This is a genomic window from Halomonas sp. 113, from assembly GCF_904067645.1.
GTDB classification, from domain to species: domain Bacteria; phylum Pseudomonadota; class Gammaproteobacteria; order Pseudomonadales; family Halomonadaceae; genus Vreelandella; species Vreelandella titanicae.
In genome coordinates, this window is the sequence record NZ_LR881453.1 from 3,666,721 (window position 1) to 3,684,329 (window position 17,609).

The 17,609-nt window shown below is 53.2% G+C and carries 17 protein-coding genes, 1 tRNA gene and 1 pseudogene; 5 read left to right on the forward strand and 14 right to left on the reverse strand.

Going from position 1 to position 17,609, the window contains the following annotated elements:
* Nucleotides 1-5: 5 nt before the first annotated feature.
* Entirely contained in the window at nt 6-506 is a 501-nt protein-coding gene (locus YERSI8AC_RS17325; protein WP_016915529.1) for a cupredoxin domain-containing protein, read from the reverse strand.
* Nucleotides 507-702: 196 nt separating this feature from the next.
* Between YERSI8AC_RS17325 and YERSI8AC_RS17330 the strand changes: the two genes are divergently transcribed.
* Nucleotides 703-852, forward strand: coding sequence for a hypothetical protein (locus YERSI8AC_RS17330; RefSeq protein WP_167385703.1), 150 nt, complete (start codon nt 703-705; stop codon nt 850-852).
* Nucleotides 849-1,286 (forward strand): DUF411 domain-containing protein, encoded by a 438-nt coding sequence (locus tag YERSI8AC_RS17335; protein WP_016915528.1) that lies wholly within the window; start codon nt 849-851, stop codon nt 1,284-1,286. The genes YERSI8AC_RS17330 and YERSI8AC_RS17335 overlap by 4 nt, the downstream gene beginning before the upstream one ends.
* A 116-nt stretch (nt 1,287-1,402) precedes the next feature.
* On the opposite strand, the gene YERSI8AC_RS17340 is transcribed toward YERSI8AC_RS17335, so the two are convergent.
* Complete coding sequence (locus tag YERSI8AC_RS17340; protein WP_159177212.1) at nt 1,403-2,299, reverse strand: hypothetical protein; 897 nt, start codon at nt 2,297-2,299, stop codon at nt 1,403-1,405.
* 518 nt (nt 2,300-2,817) lie between these two features.
* Nucleotides 2,818-3,816, reverse strand: a complete 999-nt coding sequence (locus YERSI8AC_RS17345) for a TniQ family protein (protein ID WP_422822670.1) — start codon at nt 3,814-3,816, stop codon at nt 2,818-2,820.
* On the opposite strand from YERSI8AC_RS17345, the pseudogene YERSI8AC_RS17350 reads away from it, so the two are divergent.
* Nucleotides 3,709-4,452, forward strand: a pseudogene (locus tag YERSI8AC_RS17350) (ISL3 family transposase); the annotation flags it as partial. The gene YERSI8AC_RS17345 and the pseudogene YERSI8AC_RS17350 overlap by 108 nt on opposite strands.
* 22 nt (nt 4,453-4,474) lie before the next feature.
* Here the strand turns inward: YERSI8AC_RS17350 and YERSI8AC_RS17355 are convergent.
* From YERSI8AC_RS17355 to YERSI8AC_RS17385, 7 genes are all read right to left on the reverse strand, one after another.
* The gene (locus tag YERSI8AC_RS17355) at nt 4,475-6,787 is read right to left on the reverse strand and encodes a heavy metal translocating P-type ATPase (RefSeq protein WP_008958466.1); all 2,313 of its coding nucleotides are present in this window, start codon (nt 6,785-6,787) and stop codon (nt 4,475-4,477) included.
* Entirely contained in the window at nt 6,780-7,238 is a 459-nt protein-coding gene (locus tag YERSI8AC_RS17360) for a hypothetical protein (RefSeq protein WP_008958467.1), read from the reverse strand. Before YERSI8AC_RS17360 ends, YERSI8AC_RS17355 begins: the two co-directional genes overlap by 8 nt.
* 27 nt (nt 7,239-7,265) lie before the next feature.
* On the reverse strand, nt 7,266-8,603 hold the full coding sequence (locus YERSI8AC_RS17365) for an APC family permease (RefSeq protein ID WP_008958468.1): 1,338 nt from the start codon (nt 8,601-8,603) through the stop codon (nt 7,266-7,268).
* A gap of 220 nt (nt 8,604-8,823) precedes the next feature.
* Nucleotides 8,824-9,168, reverse strand: a complete 345-nt coding sequence (locus YERSI8AC_RS17370) for a hypothetical protein (protein ID WP_022522184.1) — start codon at nt 9,166-9,168, stop codon at nt 8,824-8,826.
* A gap of 40 nt (nt 9,169-9,208) precedes the next feature.
* The gene (locus tag YERSI8AC_RS17375) at nt 9,209-9,415 is read right to left on the reverse strand and encodes a DUF2933 domain-containing protein (protein ID WP_159177216.1); all 207 of its coding nucleotides are present in this window, start codon (nt 9,413-9,415) and stop codon (nt 9,209-9,211) included.
* A gap of 541 nt (nt 9,416-9,956) precedes the next feature.
* Nucleotides 9,957-10,901, reverse strand: a complete 945-nt coding sequence (locus YERSI8AC_RS17380; RefSeq protein WP_159176486.1) for an IS5 family transposase — start codon at nt 10,899-10,901, stop codon at nt 9,957-9,959.
* A 61-nt stretch (nt 10,902-10,962) separates the two neighbouring features.
* The gene (locus tag YERSI8AC_RS17385; RefSeq protein ID WP_159177218.1) at nt 10,963-11,472 is read right to left on the reverse strand and encodes a hypothetical protein; all 510 of its coding nucleotides are present in this window, start codon (nt 11,470-11,472) and stop codon (nt 10,963-10,965) included.
* Between the two features lie 441 nt (nt 11,473-11,913).
* On the opposite strand from YERSI8AC_RS17385, the gene YERSI8AC_RS17390 reads away from it, so the two are divergent.
* Entirely contained in the window at nt 11,914-12,912 is a 999-nt protein-coding gene (locus tag YERSI8AC_RS17390; protein WP_159177220.1) for a tyrosine-type recombinase/integrase, read from the forward strand.
* Between the two features lie 39 nt (nt 12,913-12,951).
* On the opposite strand, the gene YERSI8AC_RS17395 is transcribed toward YERSI8AC_RS17390, so the two are convergent.
* Nucleotides 12,952-13,028, reverse strand: a tRNA-Ile gene (locus YERSI8AC_RS17395).
* Nucleotides 13,029-13,140: 112 nt separating this feature from the next.
* Between YERSI8AC_RS17395 and YERSI8AC_RS17400 the strand changes: the two genes are divergently transcribed.
* Nucleotides 13,141-13,731, forward strand: a complete 591-nt coding sequence (locus YERSI8AC_RS17400) for a hypothetical protein (protein WP_159177222.1) — start codon at nt 13,141-13,143, stop codon at nt 13,729-13,731.
* Between the two features lie 17 nt (nt 13,732-13,748).
* Here YERSI8AC_RS17400 and YERSI8AC_RS17405 read toward each other — a convergent pair whose 3' ends face one another.
* The 3 genes from YERSI8AC_RS17405 to YERSI8AC_RS17415 form a co-directional block, all read right to left on the reverse strand.
* Nucleotides 13,749-15,560, reverse strand: coding sequence for an ABC transporter ATP-binding protein (locus tag YERSI8AC_RS17405; protein ID WP_159177224.1), 1,812 nt, complete (start codon nt 15,558-15,560; stop codon nt 13,749-13,751).
* 132 nt (nt 15,561-15,692) lie between these two features.
* A complete protein-coding gene (locus YERSI8AC_RS17410; RefSeq protein WP_089691369.1) occupies nt 15,693-16,511 on the reverse strand; it encodes an ABC transporter ATP-binding protein in 819 nt (272 codons plus the stop codon).
* Nucleotides 16,508-17,605 carry a FecCD family ABC transporter permease gene (locus tag YERSI8AC_RS17415; protein WP_414122923.1) on the reverse strand — a complete coding sequence of 366 codons (1,098 nt, stop codon included), beginning with the start codon at nt 17,603-17,605 and terminating at the stop codon, nt 16,508-16,510. The genes YERSI8AC_RS17410 and YERSI8AC_RS17415 overlap by 4 nt, the downstream gene beginning before the upstream one ends.
* Between the last annotated feature and the right edge of the window lie 4 nt (nt 17,606-17,609).

Here is a 17,609-nt window from a genome sequence, read left to right on the forward strand (position 1 = left end):
TCAGATTAGAGAGAAAAATTACCGTACATGCCGGATTCATAATGACCAGGAATGTTACAGGCATACTCTAGCTCGTTAACATTGTCAGGGACACTCCATAATAAAGTCCCGGTTTCACCAGGCGCAATGGTGACACCTGCCATGTCCATGCTGGCCATATCGTGACCGCCGCCGTGTGACATATTCGACATATCGTGGCCTCCGCCGTTGGCCATGTTTAGCATCATTTGACGATGTTCTTCTTGGGCTTCTTTGCTACCAATCACAAACTCATGTTCTAAATTGCCGGTGTTGGTGATTTCAAATTTAACAATTTCACCCGCCGCCATTTCTAGCGTTTCAGGGTCGAACCACATATCGCCAGCATCAAGAGTGATCGTGCGGTCAACGTCAGCGTCGGTCAGGCCACTGTCACCGCCGCCATGGCCGGGCGCAGCCCATGCCGCGCTTGTTACTAGGCTTAGTGAAAGAGCAAGCAAAGGAGTTGTTAAAATGGTGTTGCGCATGGTCATTTACCTCAAAAGGGTTGTTGTCACTGCTTATTTATACGGTGTTAACCTGAAACGAGCCTGAACCCAGCGGGCAGAATATGATCCATAGCAACTTTTCATTGTTCACAAGGTTACAAGGCTTGACCTTGAGGTAGCCCTAGAGTCGTAAACTTAGGACGTAATTTCTAACTGACTTGATCGGAGGCTTACCATGATGAATGCCGATTGCTTAGCTTTTATGAGCTCAATGGGCTGGTACGGCTGGCTGATGCCGCTGTTTTTTCTTCTGCTCGTAGGCTTAGGTATCGCGTCGCTCGCAAAATACTTGTTTAGCCACACAACGAGGGCAGGCCGTTCATGAAACATCTTAACGCTACTATTCTATCAATTGCTTTGGCTCTCGGGGCTACATCGGCTCAGGCTGCACTGCCGGACGAAGCTACACTGTACAAAAATCCTCAGTGCGGATGCTGTGATGAATATGCTCGCCACTTGGAAATGCTGGGAGTCGATGTAACCATTGTCGATAACGTTGAGCTCGGCGATATCAAACAGAAGGCTGGCGTCCCTTATGGTTTGGGGTCGTGCCACACCATCGAAATAGGTGACTACTGGATTGAAGGGCACGTGCCGATGGAAGCGGTCGAGGCATTATTTGAAGAACAACCTGACATAGGTGGGATCGGCCTAGCAGGGATGCCCATTGGTACACCAGGCATGCCAGGGCCTCAGGGTGAGCCTTACGAAATCTATATGTTCACTGACCACAAAGACGATTCGTTTATGACTCTGTAGTAGATTTTTTGATGTCATTACTAGGCTCCCTTGTCCTGCATGAGGTGCTGGCTAAGCTCCTCATGTATTTGACACTAAAAGCCACTTAAGACGGCTAGTGGGAGTCGATGATGGTTTTATAAAGCAGGCAGCCAGTAGCTCACACCGTTCATGGTCACCTGTACCCCGTCTCCTGAAAGCTCTATGGTCTGACGACGTAGTGCTTTTTTGGACAATTTCTTGTCATGAAAATATTCCATGGCTGTGACGATCCATTGCTCCCTCCAGCCCTCTCCTTGATCAGCACACTTCGCCATTTTCATCATGGAGCGAGCCAACTTTTCTTTCCGCCGTTTTCTTACTCGCTTCTCATCCACTCTAGGGGCTAGTGTGGTGGCATGTTGGCGATTTAAAAAATTGGTAAACCCCGTCACCGAGGCTGCTTGTCCGGGCACCGCCTGCAAATAGTTGTCCACATCACCCTGTTGAGGTAGCCGCTGCCCCTCCCGGTCAGTAGCGAGTAGCAATGCGGCTGCTGCTCTTAGTGCAAGTCGTGCGGAGGTGTGGGACGTTTTGCCCGCCTCTATACGGGTTTCCAATTGCAGCCAATAGGCTTGCAGCACTTGGTCTGATAGCGAAGCGGACGGCATAGAACTGAGACACGCTTGAATACGTCTTTTCTCAGAGTCGATCTTCTTTGCTTGGTGATCCGGCTCTACCCCTTGCTCTTCATGCAACCATCGCATGGGAAGCCTAACACGCCGCAACCCCTCTGCCCCAAAGTGATGGAGCAGCTCCGAATAGCTCGGTATCCGTGACCATGCCTGGTCAATCTCAAGGAAGAACGAGAAGAAATGATTGATCTTGAGGGCAGCCTTATGCGGCCCTGTGGTACGAATCAGCCATTCACCAAATTTCCCAAATGCCTCACGTAACGCTTTGGTGGTGAGACCGGCTTGGCCAATGGAAATCCGCTTGCGGCATGTTCGTGTCCAGTAGCAGGGCTCACAGACATCGCCTCGACCGGCTGGCATAGGATGGCCACACGATGGACAGGCGATCTCACCTTGCTCATAACAGGCTTTACACAATGCGTCACCGCTGGATGTCATGACCAATAAGCGATGCCGACGACACGCAGAGCAGGTACCGTGATCTGCCGTCGCACAGCTTGGACATAACCGATGATCATGCCCCATACGTGTCACTCGGGTAAGACGTTGAGATGCTTTCCCACATGCCTCGCAGGGTTCTGGTTCTTTGAAATAGGGAGCGCAGGCGCTACAGACAGGGCCGTAGGGAGTGACCTTGCCGATGTTGTAGTCTGAACTGGCTTTTCCACATCGTGCACACGGTTTGTCAACATCGCACTGACGACAGACGGCGTCTGGGTCATTTTTAGGCAGACGGGCTAACTCGCCACATCGTGGGCACATCCGCCGCTTAAACACACGAGCATAGCAAGTTGAGCAGTAACCATGACCCTTATGGCGTCGCCACAATTTGGAGACATCTCGACCACACTCATCGCAGTCTACCGTTTGATGTTGCTTCAAGAGGTTGGCTCCGCTTTCATTCTCCGTTTTAAACGCGCCCATGAGGCTCTAACTGCGCGCTCCGACATGGGGCGATGAGCTAGTGAAACGCGGCGGCGATGCGGCCCATGAGGGTGGTGAGACAACCGCGATAACAGTGGTAACAACACAATGGGGGGTGACTTTCGGGGATCATGAAGCGTGCTCGTTTTCACTTTGAACGCGACCAACGCACTGAACGTTTCCTCAACCCCTATGCTCATTAACCGCTCAACCGCCGCCAATAAAGCACGACGCTCGCTGACAGGCAAAAGCTCAAACGCTAACCCAGACAAAGGCATCTGGCTATTCGTAACCGAAACGCCCAATGACAGAAGCGCATCGCCGAGGGGTGAGGCAGGCCGCCGACTTGCACGCCGTACAACGCCAATAAAGAAAGTCACCATAGAAAACCAATCGGCGGGTGTGATAGAGGCCTGCCTAAACGCCACCTTATTCTGTTCTAAAACACGATCAGCCATCACTTGGAAACTGAGCGCTTCAGGTAAAGGGGACGTGCATACTGCTTTTCTAAAATCCTCATGACACCGACTGCATTGAGCTAAATGTTGATCTTCCGCTGTCAGGCGATGGGGCTCTATAGGGGCCTTGCATGCTGGGCACTCATCTACCAGCTGCACCCCATGAAAGCGGCACCCAGTGTGCCAAGCGAATCGCCAGTGCCGGCGCAAGTAGGGGGTTGAGTCCTCTGCCAAGCACAACGTGCATACCTGTTGTCCTCCATGGCGGGTTCGATTTCGGCTGCCGAGTGCCAACAACCAGGGCCAAGTCCGGGTTTCCGGTAACGAGTAACCGACCACTTTCTCACAATCGTCCCGCATCCCCGCTTTCTGAAACTTAGCGGAAGCATTCCGGTGTTCCTCGACATGCAGCGCAAGCGGGAACCGGTTATCTTTGCCGTCCCAGGCTGCGGCAAGGATGCCATCCAGGCTTTCAGCGCCTTCCTGGCGGCCCATGGCGGCGACCCGAATAATGTGGTCGAGGTCGTCTGCGATATGTCGCCAGCCTTCCTTAGCGGCGTGACCGAGCACCTTCCCAAGGCCGAGGTAACGGTCGACTGGTTCCATATCGTACAGACCTTCACCAAGCGGCTGGACGAGGTACGCAAGAAAGAGCGCCGGGAGCAGGGGCACCCCAAGTCGCTGCGCTGGGCCCTGCTGAAGAACCTGGATAACAAGAACCTGACACCCAAACAGCTTTCGGCGCTCCAGGAGTTGGTGGCCGATCAGAGCGCCACGGCCGATGCCTGGGTGATCAAGGAGAAGCTACGCTGGATCCAGAAGGCTCCAACGCCCAGAGCGGCTCGGTGGCGCATCACGAACTACCTCAAGGTCATGCAGGCGGCGGTGTCTGAAAAGCCACTGCTGAAGCCGATGGGGAAAGCCCTGGCGACGCTTGAGCGGCACGCCGACGCGGTGGTCAGACGCTGGCTCTCGGGACTGACGAACGCAAGACTGGAAGGAATGAATGGTCTGTTCCAAGCGGCTCGGTCACGAGCACGTGGCTACCGGAACGAGGCCAACTTTATCGCCATGATCTACCTGATTGGCAGCCCGGTGGGCCGCCTATTCGATCAGGCCAAATCCACGTGAAGTGACGAAGAACCAGATATTGTTACTTAATAGCAATCATCCTAAGTCGTAAAGCATTGCCAATCACGCTCACTGAAGAGAGTGACATCGCCGCCGCCGCGATAATCGGTGATAACAGCATACCTGTGAAGGGGTACAAAATCCCTGCGGCAATGGGGATGCCTGCCGCGTTGTAAGCAAAGGCAAAAAAGAGATTTTGGCGAATATTACGCATGGTGGCTTTTGAGAGCTTATGCGCCGTGGCAATACCGGTAAGATCTCCTCGCAGTAGAGTAACCCCAGCGCTTTCTATCGCCACATCGGTGCCGGTTCCCATGGCAATGCCGACATCCGCTGTAGCCAGCGCAGGTGCATCGTTCACGCCGTCGCCGGCCATGACAACAATGCGCCCTTCATCACGGAGACGCTGAATCACTCGGCCTTTATCCTCTGGAAGCACTTCAGCTTCGACCTCATCAATGCCTAGCCGACGTGCCACAGCGTTGGCGGAGGTGCGATTATCGCCTGTCAGCATCACCACTCGAATGCCGTCAGCCTGGAGTGAACGAATGGCTTCTTCGGTGGTTTCCTTGACCGGATCGGCAATGGCGAGCAGCCCAGCTAAATTCCCGTCGATGCTCGCAAAGATGACAGTAGCACCGTCGCTGCGCAATTGATCGGCATGTGTGTCTTGAGACTGGGTGTTAACGCCCTCGCTTTCCATCAATAGCCGGTTGCCCAGGGCAATACGCTTGCCATCTATCTGGCCTATAACGCCCATGCCATTGGGAGCCTCGAAGTCCAACGCTTCTGTTAATTTTACCTCTGCCTCTTTAGCCTTTTCGACTATTGCATGGGCCAAGGGGTGCTCGCTGCCTCGCTCAAGACTAGCTGCCAAGCGCAAAAGCTCCGATTCAGCAATGCCTTCAGTGAGAATCAACTCGGTCACTCGTGGTTTGCCTTCGGTAAGCGTGCCGGTTTTGTCGACGACGACGGTGTCGACCTTCTCTAGACGTTCAAGAGCTTCGGCATCGCGAATCAACACGCCTAACTGGGCACCGCGCCCTACACCGACCATAATTGACATGGGGGTAGCAAGACCTAGCGCGCACGGGCAGGCAATGATCAGAACACTAACCGCCGCAATAAGGCCAAACGCCATCGGCGGGGTAGGGCCCCACAATGACCAGGCGATGAAAGCCACAACAGCAATGAGAATAACGACGGGTACAAAGATGCTGGCGACTTTGTCGGCAAGCCCTTGAATGGGTGCGCGGCTGCGCTGGGCGCTGGCGACCATTTGCACAATCTGCGACAGCATCGTGTCCTGGCCCACCTTGTCAGCGCGCATGACAAAGGATCCTTGACCATTGATGCTGCCGCCAATGACGCCATCGCCGACTTCCTTTTTCACCGCTAGTGGTTCACCGGTAACCATGGATTCGTCAACGTTGGAGCGACCTTCCATCACTTCGCCATCTAATGGCACCTTATCGCCGGGGCGCACCCGGAGACGATCCCCTACCTGAACCTGGTCAAGAGAGATATCTTCCTCATTGCCCTGATCATCAAGGCGTCGAGCGGTAGCAGGCGCCAAGTCGAGCAGAGCACGAATAGCGCCAGAGGTTTTTTCACGAGCGCGTAGCTCTAATACTTGTCCCAGTAAAACTAAAACGACAATCACTGCCGCTGCTTCGAAATAAACGGCCACCGAACCATCGGCTTGACGGAAGGCGTCGGGAAAGATGCCCGGTGTGAGGGTGGCCAGCAAACTGTAGAGCAACGCGGTGCCGGTACCGATCGCGATTAGCGTGAACATATTAAGGCTGCGATGCACTAGCGAACGCCATCCGCGTACAAAGAATGGCCAACCTGCCCAGACGACTACCGGCGTTGCCAGCAGCAGTTGAATCCAGTTAGAGGTTTGCTGGGAAATAAAATGCATAAGGCCAAACACGTGGCCACCCATTTCTAGGGCAAACACGGGGAGGGTCAGTACTAGGCCGATCCAGAAACGCCTGGTCATGTCCTTGAGTTCGTCCGAAGGGCCGGTGTCAGCAGAGACGGTCTCAGGTTCCAGCGCCATGCCACAGATTGGACAGTCGCCTGGGCCTTCTCGTCGAACTTCTGGGTGCATCGGGCAAGTATAAATAGACCCCGAGGGTACTGACGCTTGTGACTGTTTGCTTGGCTCAAGATACGCATCAGGCTTGGCAATAAACTTTTCCTGACACTTTTCTGAGCAGAAGTACCAAGTCTTACCCGCGTGATCGGCACGGTGGCGGGAGGTATGGGGATCAACGTCCATGCCACAAACAGGGTCTTTCACCTTTGTCTCGTTATGGTCTTCAGACATCGTTCATTCTCCCCGTTTGGCGAACAAGGCGCATGGCTTCGTGCTCTTCAAGTGCTAAAAGGGAATCTAAGAGCTCTTTAGCCTCAGGAATTTCCGCTTTGCCAACGAGGGTTCGATAAAGGTTTATCGTTTGTTCATGGAAATCAAAAACCTCTCGGCAAATGTCGTCAACACTTAGCGTGGAATAGGGCGCATCGCAGGTACGATGCGTACGGATAGGTTTATGCTCCAAATAGTCATAAACGTAGGTTTTTAATGCTTTCGCGTCAGCAGTCTGTTCAAAGCGCGCCACAACGCGCTGCATTTCCGCTTCCTGTGCAGCTAAGTAATTGAGCAACATGCGAGCGCGCTCTTCTTCGTGTATATCGGCGCAATGAGCAAGGCAAGCTGCAAGATGCTCGTGTAACTGACGGGTCCAATCGATCAATTCACCAAAGGTTCTAACGTCCATTTGGTACCTCCTATAACGCTATTAACGTTAATGAGTGTGAGAGTGCTCGCTATCGTTTGAAGCGTCGCGTTTGGATAGGAAAATCCATTCGCCGAGTAAAAGAGTAGCCATTACTACGCCAGCAACGATGAGCACCATGGGGTCCGAGATGGCTTTTACCCATAAAAAGCCGATTAACACGACAGCATCTAGTAGTATGGCAATGCTAGGAATAACAGGATTAGCCCCCACTCTGTCCTTGAGATGACGAAGCACACCCCAGTGGATGGCCATATCCATGATCAGGTAGAAAATGATGCCTAATGCTGCGATGCGGCTCAGGTCAAAAAAAGCGGTGAGCACTAAGCCAAATACGATGGTGTACACCAGTGTATGCTTTTGTACACTGCCGGGCATGTGGAAATGGCGGTGAGGAACCAGCTTCATTTCTGTCAGCATGGCGAGCATGCGTGAAACGGCAAAGACGCTGGCGATGATACCGCCCGCCGTTGCCAACATGGCGAGAATGACGGTAAACGCAACTGCCGCTTCACCCAGTGCGGGACGGGCAGCGGCGGCCAGGGAGTAGTCTTGGGTTTCGATAATTTCAGGCAAAGATAGGTTGCTGGCAACGGCAAAACCGACAAGGGCATAGATCACCACGCATAGCGCAATCGAGATCGTGATAGCTTTGCCAAGATTCCGCTTAGGATCTTTAAGCTCCGAACCACTATTGGTAATCGTCGTGAAGCCTTTAAATGCCAGTATGCCGAGCGCCGTAGCACCTAAAAAGCCCGTTATCGTAGGCGTAGGTGCATCGTTGCCAGCACCCATTTCGATGGAGTCGGCAATAAACACGCCGACAATACCAAACACTATAATGCCACCTATTTTGATAAATCCGAGCACCGAGGCGACGGTCTCGATCAAGCGGTTGGCGGATAAATTGATCAAAAAGGCTATTAGCAGTAAACCAACCCCGAGTAGGGGCACAAATAGTGAACGATCCCCCAGGTCAAACAACTCAAGCGTGTAGGAACCAAACGTTCTCGCCAAAAAACTCTGTGCGATCACCATGGAAAAATACATCAGGAGGGCATGAAAGGCGGTGGGAAGCGTCGGGCCATACGCTTTCTGTAAATACATGCCAATCCCACCTGCTGATGGGAAGGTATTGGACATTTTAACGTAAGAATAAGCGCTGAAAGAGACAATGACGGCAGCGGCCAGAAAGGCTAGAGGAAATAGCCGACCAGTCATTTCGGCCATTTGGCCGGTTAGCGCAAAAATACCGGCCCCAATCATCACGCCGGTGCCTAATGCAACGGCACCGACCAACGAAAGACTGTTTTCTTTATATTGTGGCGTTCTATCCTGCCCAACCATGAAAGCGACTCCTTGTATTAACGGCAACCACAGCAGCAATAACTGCCGAGGACTCCTGTGCGGTGTTTTTTGATGCTATATAAATTAAATATAGAACCTATGTGCAGCCACATGGCAAATGACTAACGGAAGGTCTGATTTTGCGAGGCCACAGGCAAGCAGCTCTTACCCTAAACTAGCTAGTCTTCCTCCTGGTTGTGTCATGTAGCCGTTATGACTATTAATGACAGCTCCAAGGTTCCTGTTTAGCGTTGTCTTTAACGTTCTGATCGACGAAACGGTAATACTCCTTCTTAAAGCGGTTCCACCGATCAGCGCTGACCTGTATGTCATGGAGCTTGAGAATTTTTTCAACGTCATCGATGCAGAGCCTCAGCGCATCGTAAGCAAGGCTGATATTTCGGTTTTTCTCGTTGTAGACCACCTTATCCATTCCATAGAGTCGGTCGATATCTGACAGCGCTTCTTCAATGCGTTTGGATTTACTAGGCTTGATTTTTAAATTCCGAGTCACCAGTGTGTTTTTGGAAACACCCAAGCGGTGCTCTTGTTGTGTCGTTTTCATGGTCTTTCTCCCAGGCGCGTACATGTATATATAGAGTGGTTCAGTCCTTGTCTATTTTGTCCTTATGACCGCCGTGGTGTTTATGCATGAAAATATGCATCAGTGGGCATGCTGCCAAAAAGAGGAAAGGTAAGAACTGAAATAGGTGGAGACGGTGCTCGCTTCCAATCAGGTATCCCGCCCAAATGACAAACCCAGCAAGTGGCACCCACAACATCAGCAAACGACTACTTGTACTGTTACTCATAATCACCTCAGTAACTCGCCCAAAGAGCCAACAGCAGTTAAGGCCGTTGGTTTGGGAAAAATCAAATAAATAACCCCAATAACATCATGGATGATTTGTCTGAACGCAACCTGAACAGCATCGGAGGGAAATATGATCCTGATCAAGCGCCTCGCAAAAAGTAGGCGATAATTACCCAAGCGGTATCCATAGCCTCATTCCCATCATCATTAGGTTTTCGGTGAGCGATACAAAGCTTAATGGGTATTACTGTTGCCGACACAGGCGCACTTGAGCTCACGTTTATCGAGGTATATCGCTTTAAAGACAGAACCTGTCACACGGTGCCAACGAATAGCGCCAGTGGCGCAGCCAGCCAGATAAGCGTATCGGCCAGCAATTAGTAGCTTCGGAAGTATCTAGGGAAGGTCTGAATAACTGCCGATATTCATCAACGCTTACTTGAGCCGACAAAAAATCGAAAATTCAGACACTCTTCTCCCTTTCTTTGTGTATTTTTGCCCCTTTCCCGCTCATTGAGCGGGAAAGGGGCGCAATCGCCCTATTCCCATAGGTATTTCTCACTGATCAGCAGGTTGCTGAACGCCGCCAGCAAGTGCAGGCGCTGAGTGTTTTTGGCCAGTCCACGATAGCGAGCCTTGCCATAACCAAAAACTTGTTTGATGTACCGAAAAGGGTGCTCCACCTTGGCACGGATACTGGCTTTGATGTTTTCGACTTTCTGTCGCCTGGCATCTAGCTTCTTGCGGGTGCCAAGCCGTTTGGCAATATACCAAGAGATATCGTTGCGGTGCTTGTGCTCGTCGCGTTTTTGAATACCCAGGTAACCGGCATCACCGAAGACGCGTTGCTCTTCACCGTGAAGGAGCTTATCGGCAGGCACAATGTCATGGACATTGGCAGCCGTGGTCTCGATGCTGTGAATCAACCCAAGCTTATCGTCGACACCTATATGCATTTTCATGCCAAAGTGCCAAGAGCTACCTTTTTTAGTCTGGTGCATTTCCGGATCGCGCTCGCCTTTTTTGTTTTTGGTGGAACTAGGCGCAGAGATGATAGTGGCATCGACAATGCTCCCTTCGCGCAGCATCAGGCCATTTTTCTCTAGGTGGTTGTTCACTTCCTGGAACAGCACCTTGCCAAGGCCGTGGTGTTCCAGAAAATGGCGAAACTTGAGAATCGTGGTTTCGTCCGGCAATCGGTCTAGTTTCAAACCGGCGAATTGGCGCATGGACTCGATCTCGTAGAGGGCGTCTTCCATGGCCGGATCGCTCAGGTTGTAAAACAACTGCATGCAATGGACGCGGAGCATGGCAGACAACGGATACGGAGGCCGCCCGCTCTCGCCCTTGGGGTAATAACGGGCTATCTTCTTCTCCAGCTGCGTCCAGGGGATCAGCTTGTCCATCCGCTCCAGAAAGAGTTCGCGGCGAGTCTTTCTCTTCTTGTTCTGGTACTCGGCTTCGGAGAAGGTGATTTGATCCATGGCAGCACTGAATCCTATGCAGTTGACGATAGCCGTATTATCACTGATGGCAGTGACTTTTTCAGAGCTTCCCTAATACGGCCAAGTGGCGCCGAGCCTCTACTATCCAGTTAATCATGAGAATAAAGGACTTTCCTGATTGTTCCAAAAAAAATCCATCAGGATACACTAACGAAGTTCTCATATTCTTATTGAACTCTTCAAGCGCGGCAACAGCATATCGTATAGTTTGATCAGCACAGTGCTTTTTAAAGTTATCGCCTTCAAATTTATATTGTTCAAACTCTACAGACTGATATAGCTGCCGATCTTTTAAACGGATATCAACGATACTTTTCTCAAGCTGAGCCAAGTATTCAGTTCGCCCCTTATGATCCAATATATTTAAATGCCTAAAAGTCTGATCTATAACTTCATGAGCATGACGCTCCAACTCCTGGCAGGCACTATACATAAACCAGACAGCATCTGGACGCTTAGGGGGCCAGTTCTCGTCCCCAGACGCCCCATCACCCGTTAGTTCCCGCGATAAATCACCCGTAATATTTAGCTCTATTCCATCCCCACTCATAAAACACCACCTAATCATTACCAAAGTTCAAGCAGACCAAAAATCAATGCGAACTAGAAAACTCTTTATTCAGCCTTAGACGCATCCACCCAATCAATTCAGAGCAGCTCCTCAAGTGACTCACGGCTCATGACTCACTAAAAAAGTCAATATCACTGCTTATCTAAAAAACTGTCGCTTAGCAGACAGTATGAAAAAGCCAAGACTTTTCGCAATCATATTTTCGTCAACTTCTTCAGTGGCGAGGATGCTTATGGCCAGATCGCTAATAAAACCAGAGCAGGTAGCAGAGCAGTTTGGTATGAGCCTGAGCTGGGTATACGAGCACAAGCAAGACATCGGATTCGTTCAATTTGGGAGCGCTGTGCGCTTTGATCAGCAAGAGGTTGAGGAGTACGCTAGGAACTGCAGGCGAGGTCCTCAGCGTAAGGAGGATCGAAAATGGGATACACAGTCTCGAACAGGAAAGACCGCGGCACATGGGTTGTCCGCGGCACCATCAACGGCCAGCGCACTCAAAGAACTTTTCGCACAGAAGGAGAAGCGAGGCAGTACGCGTTAAAGGCAGAAGCCCAGCGCCAAGAAGATGAGTTTAATGGTGTTATGGGCCGCAAGCCCAAATACACCTTCTCAGAGGGGCTGCAACGGATGGTCAGCGAATATGACGTTCGCTCTCAGAAGCAGCACATCCTATTGGTCGCTAGGTGGATGGATGAGCATGCTCCAGGCGTCATCATCGGCCAGGAACTGCTAGACGCGGCTCGTAGGATGCAGAAGGCTCTGAAAGAAAAGGGATTGGCACAGTCGACCATCAACAACCGCATACAGGCTGTCAAGCGAGTGCTCTCGCTATCGTATCGCGAATGGGATTGGATCGACTTGCCACTCGACGGAAAGCTACGTAAGCCCTCGCCTAAAAACGAGCGCCACGTTTATCTCTCTGAATTGGAACTTGCTGAACTGCTGGAAGCCGTACCCGAGCGGTATCAGGTCGAACGAAAAGTAATTTTGTTAGCCATGCTAACAGGCATGCGGCGCGGTGAGCTGATGGCACTGGAACCGAGGAATGTTTACAACGGCCGGATTGTCCTCAAACCACACCAAACGAAAAACGGCAAACCGAGGGTCATCCCGCTTTCCGAAGAAGCGATACCGCTGCTAGAAAGCTTACCGTTTGATACAACGGGGGATAGAGTCAGGGGAGCATTTGAAAGGGCTAGGGAAGCAATCGGTCGACCAGATATCCGTTTTCACGATATGCGACATTGCTATGCTTCATTGCTAGCTAGCAAAGGAGAGTCACTAACGAGCATCAGGGATTTGCTGGGGCATTCATCGCTGACTGTAACAAGCAGATATGCTCATGCCGATCCAACAAGATGGGATAGTGTGGTTGCCAGATTGCCGCGCATTAGCAACCAAATGGCAACCAAGCACTGACAGAAACAAGCTCTAATCTCTGTAACCACTTGATTTCATTGGTGGGCCCAGTAGGACTTGAACCTACGACCAAGGGATTATGAGTCCCCTGCTCTAACCAACTGAGCTATAGGCCCGAAAAGCGTGCATATCATAGCGAATGTGGCCGGGTGAGGCTAGCCCCTTTGCGCTATCTTGATGTCATTACGGCACTTTATGTGGATTGGGCAGTCTGGTGAGTAGTTCTTTATGCGGAGACGCGCTGTGAAAGCATTGATTGCTCTATTTCCCTTATTGTTGGCGCTGCCCGTGCACGCTGACTGGCAGCTTGATCCTGGCCAGTCGCGGGTGCAGGCGTCGATTACGCAGTTAAACGGCGAAGCACCGCAAACTCATCACCATCAGGTGCGCGATCTGCAGGGTGATATCTCCAGCGATGGCACCCTGCGCTTGCCGTTAAAGCTCAGCCAAACGGATGTGCTGGAACGCTTTGGTGAGCTGCCGCCATGGGTAGGCTTGCTGGCGAACACCACCCTGGTGACGCTAGAGGCGCAAATGCCGCCAGAGCGGTTGGACGGTTTGGATATTGGCGAATCCCTGGTTGAGACGCTGACCTTTAGCGTTCAATCAGACATGGTAAACCAACAGGAATCCGTGCCGCTGCGGTTTACCCGCGAAGGCCTGAATGAGATACGCGTTACCCACGCGGAGCCCATGGCGATGGATGGCCGAGCGCTGATGGCCAACACCACGGTGCGCACCGTGATGTCGTTACTGGGCTACCAGGAGATTGACGAGCATGTGCCCGTCACCCTCAATGCGCTCCTGGTTAATAGGTAATAGTTAATCGGTAGTCGTTAAAGGCTACTAACTGCTTTCACATCCCCCGCCTGGGCTTCGCCGGTTTGTACCCGCCACTGGGCGGCGTAGTGGCCGTTAGCTGCCAATAGGCTTGAATGGGTGCCTCGCTCGGCCACTTGGCCCTTCTCGATCACTACGATCTCATCGGCATGCACGATGGTAGAAAGCCGGTGAGCAATCATAATCACCGTGCGGCCATGGGCAATACGCTTGAGCGAACGCTGAATAGCCGCTTCGGTTTCGTTGTCCACTGCGCTGGTGGCCTCATCCAGCACCAGAATAGGCGGGTCTTTAAGCAGCGCCCTGGCTAGTGAAAGCCGTTGGCGCTGACCACCGGAAAGCCGCACGCCCCGCTCCCCTACCGGCGTATCCAACCCTTGGGGCAGCGTTTCAATAAAGCTCCACGCCTCGGCGGTTTTTGCCGCGTCGATAATCGCGGCTTCGTCGGCATCGGGTTTACCGTAGGCGATGTTGTCGCGAATGCTGCCTTCAAACAGGTAAACATCCTGGCTGACCAGGCCAATCGACTGACGCAGCGAGTTCATGCTGATGTCGGTAATCGGCTGGCCATCGATGAGTACCCGCCCGTTTTCCGGGTCGTAGAAGCGCAGCAGCAGCTTGATGAGGGTCGATTTTCCCGAGCCGGTCGCGCCTACTAATGCCAGAGTGTTGCCTGCCGGTGCGTGTAAGTGAATGTTTTCCACGCCAACGCCACTGGTGGCATAGTGAAAGCTCACATTGTCGATGGTCACTTCGCCGCGCACCGGCTGAGCGAGCGGAGTGGTGCTATCGTCTTTAACGGTAATCGGCACTTCAAGCAGATCAAGAATCCGTCGCGTGCTGGCCATGGCGCGTTCGAACAGGTCGATCACCTGAGCCAGGCCGGTGAGCGGCCAGAGCAGACGCTGGGTCAGGAATACCAACACACCGTAAGCACCCACATTGAGTGAACCGTTGAGCGCCATCATGCCGCCCACAGTAAAGGTGGCCAGAAAGCCCGCCAAAATCGCCATGCGGATCACAGGAATAAACGCGGAGCTAACCTTGATCGCCCTTCTGTTGGCGTCTACATAGGCTTCGCTGGCCTCGCGCAGTCGCTCGGCTTCGCGGTCTTCGCTGGTAAAGCTTTTAATCGTCGCGATGCCGCTTAGATTGTTGGATAAACGGCTGGCTAAATCACCGACTTTTTCACGCACGTCGCTGTAGAGCGGCCCGGCTTTGCGCTGGAAGAAAAATGCCCCCCAAATGATCAGCGGAATAGGTGTGAAAGCGAGCAGCGCAATCAGCGGCGAAAGCACAAAGAATACCGCGCCAATCACCACCACCGTCACCACTACCTGAACCATCGCGTTGGCGCCACCGTCCAGAAAGCGCTCAAGCTGATTAACGTCGTCGTTCATGGTGGCCACTAGCTGGCCGGAGCTTCTTGATTCAAAGAACGCCATATCCAACCGCTGGGCGTGCTCATAGGTATCCTGGCGCATATCCGCTTGTAAGCGTTGGGCTAAGTTGCGCCATAGGATTTGAAACAGATACTCAAATAGCGACTCCCCCGCCCAAATAACAAACGTCAGCACCGCCAGCATGGTGATCTGCTGTTGAGGCGTCTCGAACCCGAGGCTGGCCACAAAACTCTGCTCCTGATTGACCACCACATCAATGGCGACACCAATCAGAATCTCTGGGGCAATATCAAACAGCTTGTTGATAATCGAACAGGCGGTGGCGGCAATGATGCGCCGACGATAGCCTTTGGCGTAGCGCAGTAGCCGCAGCAACGCTTGAAAACTGTGTGCAGGAGAGGACACGAGTGTTCCTTACTGAGGTTGTTATAGCTGAAATAGGTTTAGAAGCGATAGAGTAATGAAATCGCCCCGCTATCTCTAGCAGGGCATCAACTTAATGCATCTTTAGCAATGCGGCGAAAGGCTGGAGACTGCCTAGTAAGCAGGTGCCGGGGAGCGGTGCACATTGGCCAGCAAGGGGCTGCCGGTATCAGGGTCGGTGAGTAACGTGCACTCCACTTGATAGAGCGTTCGCACCAGGTCAGGCGTAACCACCGTAGCCGGAGCCCCTGCCGCGATAATCTGACCTTCGCGCATGGCGATGAGATGGTCAGCGTAGCGGCAGGCGCTGGCGAGATCGTGCAGCACCATCACCACGGTGCGGCCGTGGTGGGCAAGATGTTTCACCAGCTCGAACACTTCAATCTGGTGGCCAAGATCCAGCGCGGAGGTGGGTTCATCCAGCAGCAGCAGCGGGGTTTGCTGGGCGATGGTCATGGCGATCCAGGCGCGTTGGCGCTGTCCACCGGAAAGCGCATCAATTGGCCTGTCAGCGAGTTGTTCAAGCCCTGCCGCCGCTAGCGCGTGCTGCACCACGCGCTGGTCTTCTGCTGACCACTGGCGCAGCCAGCCTTGGTGGGGCTGGCGACCAAAACGAATCAGTTCGGTCACGGTTAGCCCCTCCGGTGCGACGGCCTCCTGGGGCAGTAGCGCCAGCTGAGTGGCCAATTGGCGCGTGGGCAAGCGCTGAATATCGGCGCCATCGAGCAATACAGCACCGCTATCGGGTTTGTGTAAACGAGCAAGCCCGGCCAACAACGTCGATTTTCCGCAGCCGTTGGGGCCCACAATGGCGGTGACTTTGCCGCTGGGCAGGGTGATATCCAAGCCATCGATCACCTGCCGGGTGCCATAACTCATGCCGAGCGACTGCGTGGCAAGAGATGGCATAGTGGGTGTTGGAGATTGGCTCATGTGAAGCTCCGTTGCGGGCGCATTAATATCCAAAGTAACCAGGGCCCGCCGACCACGGCGGTAACGATACCGACGGGAATCTCGATCGGCGCCAGCAGCGTACGCCCGGCCAAGTCGGCGAGTACCATGACCAGCGCCCCCGCCAGCGTTGCCGCCAAAACCGGCACGCTACGAGAACTCGACATTGACCGGGCAATCTCCGGGCCAATCAGTCCCACCATGCCCACCGGCCCGGCAACAGCGACCGCTAACCCCGTCAAGGCGACAGATAGCAGCAGCACTTCCAACCGGCGTCGCTTGACGTTTACGCCTAACCCGCTAGCGGTAGCATCCTTGAAACGCAGTAGCGTTAGCGAACGGGCTAATGCCATGGCAGCGGCCAGCCCTAACGCCAACCCGAGCATGAGTAACTGCAGTGCGCCGCTGGGGCGGGCATTGAGCGACCCCACTGTCCATGGGTAGGCGGCATTGGCGGTATCAATGGCGACGCGCGCCAGCATCAATTGCGTTATCGCGCCAAACACCGCGCCCACGCCAATCCCCGCCACGATAAAGCGATACCCTTGGGTGCCGTTGCCCGCGGCGAGTCCGAAGGTGAGTACCGCTGCGGTGGTTGCCCCTGCTAACGCCATGGCAGGCGGCGCGATAGAAACACCAAGGCCTACGATGGAGGCCACTGCAAATGCCGTCGCGCCGTTATCAATACCAATAATACCCGGCGTCGCCAAGCGATTGCGGGCCAGGGTTTGCATCAGTATGCCGGCTAACGCGAAGGCCGCCCCGGTACTAACGGCTGCGGCCAAACGCGGCAAGCGTAGCTCCTGCACTACAAAGCTCGCCATTATATCTGCGTTGCCAAACAGTGCCTGCAGCACCGCCGTTGGCGCGACCTTAACGCTGCCCAGGCTTAGATAAAAAACGCTGGCAAGCAGTAACGCGCCAAACAGGCCCAGGTTAACGGCTACCGCTCGCTGCTCAAATAACAGACTGTTCGCACCGTTCCCGCTTCGCCAAGCGAATCGCCAGTAACCTTGCGGTGGCGGTACGTTGTTATTGCCGTCCGCGCGGAACTGGTCTTCCGAAGAGAAAGGCATAGAC